The following is a 6,791-nucleotide window of genomic DNA, read 5'->3' as shown; positions in this document are numbered from 1 at the left end:
GGAACTCCCGCCAGGGCGGGGCGGGCGGGATCACCGGCGGCTCGCCGGCCGGTGCCGCACCGGTCGCGTGGAACACCCGCCAGGCACCGTCGGGCGTGCCGCTGCCGGTGGCGCCGCCGGTGGCGCCGGCCGTGCCGGCGTCGGTGGCGCCCGTGCCGGCGTCGGTGGCGCCCGTGCCGGCCGGGGCGTCGGCGTGCTCCGCGGTGTGGTCGGCCTTTCGCCCGGGCCCCTGCTCGGGCCCCGCCTGCTGCTCCGGCATCTGCTCCCGCTCGTACTCGGTCACGCCGGTACCTCCTCGCAGTCGATGAGCCGAAACGGGTCATCGTAGAAGAACGCCACATGACGGCCCGGCATGTGACCTCCGTCCACCTCGGTCTCGGCCTTCATGCGCAACCGGTGGATGGTTCCGGGCAGCTGGGTGGTGGGGTACCCCACCAGCATGTCCAGCGGGGTGCCCAGCGCTTCCGGCGCGGGATCGCGCCGGTCCCACAGCGCCACGCCGATGCCCTCGGCGATGGCCGCCTTCAGCGGCTCCAGGGCCTGCCCCTCCAGGGCGGGGGCGCCGAGGGTCACCGCGGTCAGGTGCTGGTCCGCGACCAGCTTGTTGCGCCAGATGCGCAACCCCGTCGTGGTCGGGTCGGCGCCCGTCCACGCGTGCGGGCGGGCGGCGCTGGCCGCCCGCAGGGTCTGCCAGCGCAGCCGCCAGCGGCGCAGCTGCGCCGGGTCGCGGGTCCGCATCCGCTCCAGGCTGCGCAGATGGACGTAGTAGCGCAGCCCTATCGGAACGGGCTCCTCCGCGCCCGCCTCGCGCAGGCCGAGGCCGGCCACGTCGGCGTTGAGCATGCTGTACGGCAGCACGAACTCGACGTGGATCGGGCTGGGGTCCTCGCCGGCGCTGTCCGCGTCGGCCCAGTACGCCTCGCCGTGCCGGACGGCCCGTTCCACCACGGTGCCCAGGGTCGGCGGGGTGGCCCGCTCCAGGGCACCCGAGACCGGGGCCCAGTGGCCGGCGGTCCGGTTGACCCAGTGCCGTACGTAGATGTCCGGCGAACCGTCCAGCGCGGGGTCCACCATGACGATCAGACAGCGGGGGACGTCCCCGCCGGGCGGCCCGCCCGGGGTCCCCGGCCGGCCCGGGACGCCGCCGAGCTGTGCGCGCCGCCTGCGCAGCGCGTCGGCGGTCCCGGCCGCCGCGCCGGCCGCCCAGGTGTCGCACCACTCCCGCAGCCTGCGCCCCCGCTCGTCGCCCGGCGGCATCAGCTCGGCGACGCACTCCAGCAGCACCACGGCGGGGGGCAGCCCGTCGGCCTGCGCATTGAGGTCGAGCAGCCGGTCGAAGAGCCCGGCGGGCGTCAGTCCGCGGGGCAGGTCGAGCGGGAGCTCCCGGCCCAGCCGCTCCAGCAGGACGCCCGCGTCCACGCCGGTGTGCCCGGCGAGCAGCGCCCGGGCGGCCTTGAGGTCCTTGTCCTCGAACGCACCGAGCAGCGGCAGCCCCGAGGCGGCTCCGCCGCCGGTGCCGGCCCCGGGCTCCCGGGCCCGCAGCACCCGCTCCCGTACCCGCCCGGCGAGATCACTGCCCTCGTGCAGCTCGACGGCGTAGAGCAGGGCCTCCACGCCCGACTCCATGTCCTGCTGGTCCCGTAACACCGCCTGCACGAGGGCGACCGTATCGTTCCGCGCGTCCTTGCCGGGCAGATCCAGGGCCCTTTCGAGGTACTCCCCGACACTCTGCCCGAACAGCACCCGCTGGCCGGGGTCGCGGACGCAGTCCAGCGCACTCAGCTCGTCCACGAGCGCCATCCACAGGCGCGCCTTCTCGCCCGCGCCCCACCGCACTGCCACGTTCCCCACCCCCGACCGTCCCCCAGAAGTCGGCACGAGTCCCCTCGCTGGTCCGCGAAATTATCACGGGGCTTTCTTTGCCACCAGAAGAACTGATCAATCCCGCGGGGAGTTCCCGTAAACGATCCACGAGCTGGCCGAAAAGACGTCTTTCCGGGTCCCGGCGTCGCCCGCCGCGCGGTCAGAGGGCGTCGAGGCCGCGCGTCAGACGGACCGTCACCGTCTTCGGGCGCTGGTACTCCTGGAGGGCCAGGGTGCTCAGGTCCGTGCCGTGGCCCGAGGCGCCGCGGCCGCCGTGGGGGAGCTCCGCCGTCTGGACCAGGTGGCAGTTGACCCAGGCCTCGCCCGCGTCCAGGCGGCCCGCCAGGGCCAGGCCGCGGTCGAGGTCGGTGGTCCAGACGCTGGCGGCCAGCGCCTGCGGAACCCCGTTCGCCCGCGCCAGCGCCCCGGCCAGGTCCTCGGCCCGCTGCACCGTCAGCAGCGGCCCGAAGACCTCCTCGGTGACGGCCGGGTCGTCGTCGGGCAGGTCCGCCAGCAGCCGGGCCGCGCGCCAGTGGCCGTGCTCCTCGCCCGCCGCGGGGGCCGGCTCCGCCGCGATGCTGCGCCCGGCGGCCGAGGCGGCCACCAGGGCGTCGTAACGCGCCGCCTGGTCCGCGTTGTTCAGCGGGCCGAAGTCCTGCCCGGCCCGCCGCGCGCCCAGCGCCTTCGCGAGTCCCGCGACCACCTCCTCGTAGTTCTCCGCGAGGGTGATCACCCGGGCCGGCGCCGCACAGCTCTGGCCCGCGTTGTACGTGACCGCGTCCGCCAGGGCGTCGTAGGTGTCCCGCGGCGCGTCCGGCAGGACCAGTGCCGGGGCGTTCCCGCCCAGCTCCAGGCTGGTCCGGCGGATGCCCGCCCGGGCCGTGACGTCGGCGCCCGCCGGGCCGCTGCCCGTGAAGGCCACCATGTCCACGTCCGCGGCGACCAGCAGCCGCCCGGTGTCCCGGTCGCCCGGCACGCACCGCAGCACGTCGGCGCCGAGGGCCTCGGCCGCGTGCGCGGCCAGCAGCTCCAGCGAGTCCGGGGTGGTCTCGGCGGGCTTGGCCACCACCGTGTTGCCGGCCGCCAGCGCCGGCGCGCAGCGCCAGGCCGCCATCAGCAGCGGGTAGTTCCAGGGGACGATCACCCCCACCACCCCGACCGGCTCCCAGCGCACCCAGCTCTCGTGCCCCGGCACCAGTTGCCCGGCGGCGGGCGCGGTCCGGGTCCGGGCGGCCGTGGCGTAGAACCGGAACAGGTCCGCCACCTGCTCGACCTCGCCCGCTGCCTCCGCCTCCGGCTTGCCCGTACCGGCCCGCTCTCGCGCGGCGTACCGCTGCGCGTGCTCCTCGACGAGGCCCGCGAGCCGGTCCAGGCGGCGGGCCCGTTCCTTCGGGGTCAGCCCGCTCCAGCCGGGCAGCGCGGCCCGGGCGTCGGCGACGGCCGCCGCGACCTCGGGCCCGCGGGACAGCGGGGCCGTGCCGCGGACCCGGCCGGTGCGCGGGTCGATCAGCTCACTGGTCCCGGTCATCGTGGGTGCTCCTCAGGTGTTCGTGGTGCTCGTGGTGCGCGGGCGGGTCGGGTTGCTCTGGTGGGTCGGGTTGCTCTGGTTGCTCGGGTTGCTCGGGTGGCTCGGGTTGCTCTGGTCGGTCGGTTTCTCGGGTCGGTCGGGTGGTTCGTATGCGGATCGCTCGGGTCGCTCACAGGTCGTACGACCGCAGCCACAGCTCCAGGGTCAGCACCAGCCACAGCTTGCCGCCCTGGCGCGGGAGCAGGGTTCCCTCGCCCTTCAGCCAGGTGCGGATCGTCTCGGGCCGGAACAGCCCGCGCTCGCGTGCCTGGCGCCCCAGCAGCAGCTCGTGCCCCAGCTCGCGCAACGGTCCCGTCAGCCACTGCTGCACCGGTACGCGCATCCCGCTCTTCGGCCGGTCCACGACCGTGGCGGGCAGCAGGTCCCGGACCGCCTCCTTCAGCACCCACTTCTCCGCCGTGCCCCGCAGCTTGAGCGTCGGCGGGGTCGCGAAGGCATGGTCGACGACGGCCCGGTCGAACAGCGGGGCCCGCCCCTCCACGCCCTGGGAGGTGGTCAGCCGTTCCACCTTGGTCAGGATGTGGTGGGCGCCCTTGGTCCGCAGGTTGCAGTGCAGGAGCTGGTTGAGGAGGTGCCCCATCCGGTGCGGGCTGTCCGGTCCCGGCATCAGGTACGGCTCCACGAACCGCTGCGGGCGCGGCGCGTCCCGGAGCGCCTCCAGCGCCGGGGCGGTCAGCAACTGCGGCAGGTCCGTCCAGCACTTGCGGTACGAGCGCAGGTACGCGGTCGCGCGGTCCTCGTCCCAGGGCGCCCCCGGAGTCCGGTGCATCTCCTGCACCAGCATCGGCAGGTTCTTGGGCCCGCCGAACACCGGGTCGCCGCCCTCCCCGTTGAGCACCACCGAGGCGCCGTCGGCCGCCACCGCCTCGGCGAGCATCAGGTTCGGCACCGTCAGCGGATCGCCGACCGGGCTGTCCAGCAGCGCCGCCGCCTCGGCGAGCCGCGCCGCCACGGCCTCGCCGGAGACGGTCAGCACCCGGTGGCGGGTGTGGCAGTGGGCGGCGACCAGACCGGAGTAGCCGAGCTCGTTCGGCAGGTCGTCACCGAAGCTGATCGAGTACGTGTGGACCGGGTGCGTGTGCAGCTCGGCGGCCAGCGCCGTGACCAGCGAGCTGTCGATGCCGCCGGAGAGCAGGACCGCGGCCGGCTCGGCTTCCGGAAGCCGGACCGAGGTGGCCCGTTCCAGCAGGGCGCGCAGCCCGAGGACGTACGAGGAGGGGTCGTGGTCGTGCGGGTCGTGGTCGTGCGGGCCGTGGTCGTACGGGCCGTGGTCCTGGCCGGGGCCCGTGGCACGCTCCGGGAGTTGCTCGCGCGGCTCCCAGTACACGTGCTCCTCGGCCGAGCCGTCGCGGCCCAGCCGTAGCACCCGGCCCGGCAGCACCTCCCGTACCCCCGTCAACAGCGTCTCCGCACCTGGCAGATAGGCGAACGTGAGGAACGAGCGCACCGCCGCGAGGTCCATGGCCGTCCCGAGCGAGGGCCAGCGGCGCAGCGCCCGCAGCGAGGTCGAGGCGGCCCAGGCCCCCGCGGCCCGCGCGTAGAACACCGTACGGCCGCCCACGTGGTCACGGATCAGGACCAGGTCCGTGCCGTCCAGGACGGCCAGGACGAACATCCCCTCGGCCAGCGCGATCCCGGACGCGCCGAGCAACGCCCAGCAGTGCAGCAGCAGTTCGGCGTCCGAACAGTCGGTCCGCGGCGGCGGTGTGCCGGGCCGGGCGGCGGCGAGGGCGGCGAGCAGGACCGGCCGGTTGTGCAGGGTGACCTCACCGACGGCCGTCAGGCCGTGCACCGTGAACGGCCCCTCGGCGCGCCCCGGTTCGCCCCCGACCAGCCCGACGGCGGCCCCGGGCGCGACGCCGCCCGGCGCGGGCCGCCCGGTCGCGCCGAGGGTCGACAGATGGGCCTGGGCGGTGTCGGTGGTGCCGGCCAGGCAGGCGACCAGACGGGCCACGAGCGGCTCCCTTCCTCGAACGTGCGGTGGTGCGGTGGCGCGGTGATACGGCGGTGCAGCCTTACGGCGGCGGTGCAGTGGTACGGCGGCGTGCAGTGGTACGGAGGTGCGACAGTGGTACGGAGGTGGGGCGGCTCCGGGTCAGGGCCGGGGCCCATCACCCGAAGTCGTCGTCGCTCCAGGTGTCGTCGCCGCCGTCCCAGCCGACCTCCCACGCGTGGTCGTCACCGTCTTCGCCGCCGTCTCCGCCCCCGTCGTATCCACCGCCTCCGTCGCCACCGGACGACGAGGCCTGGTTCTGCGCCTGCTGCCGCAGGGCCTCTTCCTCCTCCGGGGTCAGGCTCTCCGGCGGCAGCTGCGCGGCCGTGACCGCCAGGGCTGCCAGGCCCAGGCCGGCGAGCAGCGCGCCCATGGTGCCGCCGAACGAGCTCCGGTTCACCAGCACGGTCTCGCCCCGGCCCCACAGCGTGCGCCCGTAGCCGATGTCGCGGGCGTAGACGACGGTCCCGTCGGACAGCGTGCGCTTGATGATGCGGTCGCCGAGGAGCTCGTCGGTACCGGCGGCGCCACGGTTGTCGTGCCAGGTCACGACGGAGGAGCCGGCCGTGCCGGAGCGGCTGCGCCACTCCTCGCGGCCGTCCTCGTACCTGCGGTGCACGCTCGCGTCGGCGAGCAACTCGTCCGTGTAGCCGATCTCTTGGGTCCGGTTCATGATGTGCGTCCTCGCGTGGGTGGACAGGTCATACGGCGGGCCAGGTCAGGAACCCGCTGTCGCGCAGCTCGCGCAGGCCGGAGCGGAACGAGCCGCGTACCGGCCGGCCGCCGCGCGTCTGGCGCAGGACCGTACGCAGCAGCCGCGCCGGCTGCACCGCCGCGACCTCGGCGAACCGTCCACGCTCCAGCCAGGCCACCTCGCGCGGCAGCAGCCCGGCCGGCAGGCCGGCGAGGGCCCGCGCCGACGGGGCCGGCCCGCGCCCCGCGGGCAGGCCCAGCGCCATGGCGTGCCGGGGGACGAGGCCCAGCGAGGTCACCCGTACGCGGACGCCCCCGCCCGACACGGCGGCGCGTACCCGGGCCGGGAGCCGTAGGCCGGCCGGGCTCGCGTCGTGCAGCACGTACACGGTCGCCTCGGGCGTCCGGGCCAGGGCGGCGAGCAGGCGCGGACCGAGGGGCACGGCGTCGGGCGTCATGGCCAGGACCGGGCAGGCGGCCTCCAGGTGCACGTGGTTGGCGAGCAGCATGGCGGCGACGTCCGGGTCCTGGCAGACCAGCACCCGCGGGACGCCGTAGTCGTACAGGTCGGGTTCGGCCTGGTCGGGTTCGGCGCTCGCCGCCATGCTGCTCGCCAACCACGTGCACCTGGAGGCCGCCTGCCCGGTCCTGGCC

Annotated in this window: 5 protein-coding genes and 1 pseudogene; all 6 read right to left on the bottom strand. The window is 75.5% G+C overall.

Annotation, left to right across the window (positions count from 1 at the left end; genetic code table 11):
- Positions 1-283: pseudogene (locus EF918_RS37370) on the bottom strand (hypothetical protein); the annotation flags it as partial.
- Positions 280-1,842 (bottom strand): hypothetical protein, encoded by a 1,563-nt coding sequence (locus EF918_RS30515; RefSeq protein ID WP_125652168.1) that lies wholly within the window; start codon positions 1,840-1,842, stop codon positions 280-282. The pseudogene EF918_RS37370 and the gene EF918_RS30515, both read right to left, overlap by 4 nt.
- Before the next feature lie 181 nt (positions 1,843-2,023).
- A complete protein-coding gene (locus EF918_RS30510) occupies positions 2,024-3,391 on the bottom strand; it encodes an aldehyde dehydrogenase family protein (RefSeq protein ID WP_125652167.1) in 1,368 nt (455 codons plus the stop codon).
- A 169-nt stretch (positions 3,392-3,560) separates the two neighbouring features.
- On the bottom strand, positions 3,561-5,405 hold the full coding sequence (locus EF918_RS30505; RefSeq protein ID WP_125652166.1) for an asparagine synthetase B: 1,845 nt from the start codon (positions 5,403-5,405) through the stop codon (positions 3,561-3,563).
- A gap of 157 nt (positions 5,406-5,562) precedes the next feature.
- On the bottom strand, positions 5,563-6,117 hold the full coding sequence (locus tag EF918_RS30500; RefSeq protein ID WP_125652165.1) for a hypothetical protein: 555 nt from the start codon (positions 6,115-6,117) through the stop codon (positions 5,563-5,565).
- A 28-nt stretch (positions 6,118-6,145) separates the two neighbouring features.
- Positions 6,146-6,791 (bottom strand): hypothetical protein (locus EF918_RS30495; protein WP_221889773.1); only part of this gene is annotated, 646 nt, incomplete at its 5' end.

The sequence above is a fragment of the Streptomyces sp. WAC06614 genome (assembly GCF_003949795.1).
GTDB lineage: Bacteria > Actinomycetota > Actinomycetes > Streptomycetales > Streptomycetaceae > Streptomyces.
The sequence above is the reverse complement of the archived record's forward strand: the minus strand, read 5'-3'. Positions and strand labels throughout refer to the sequence as shown.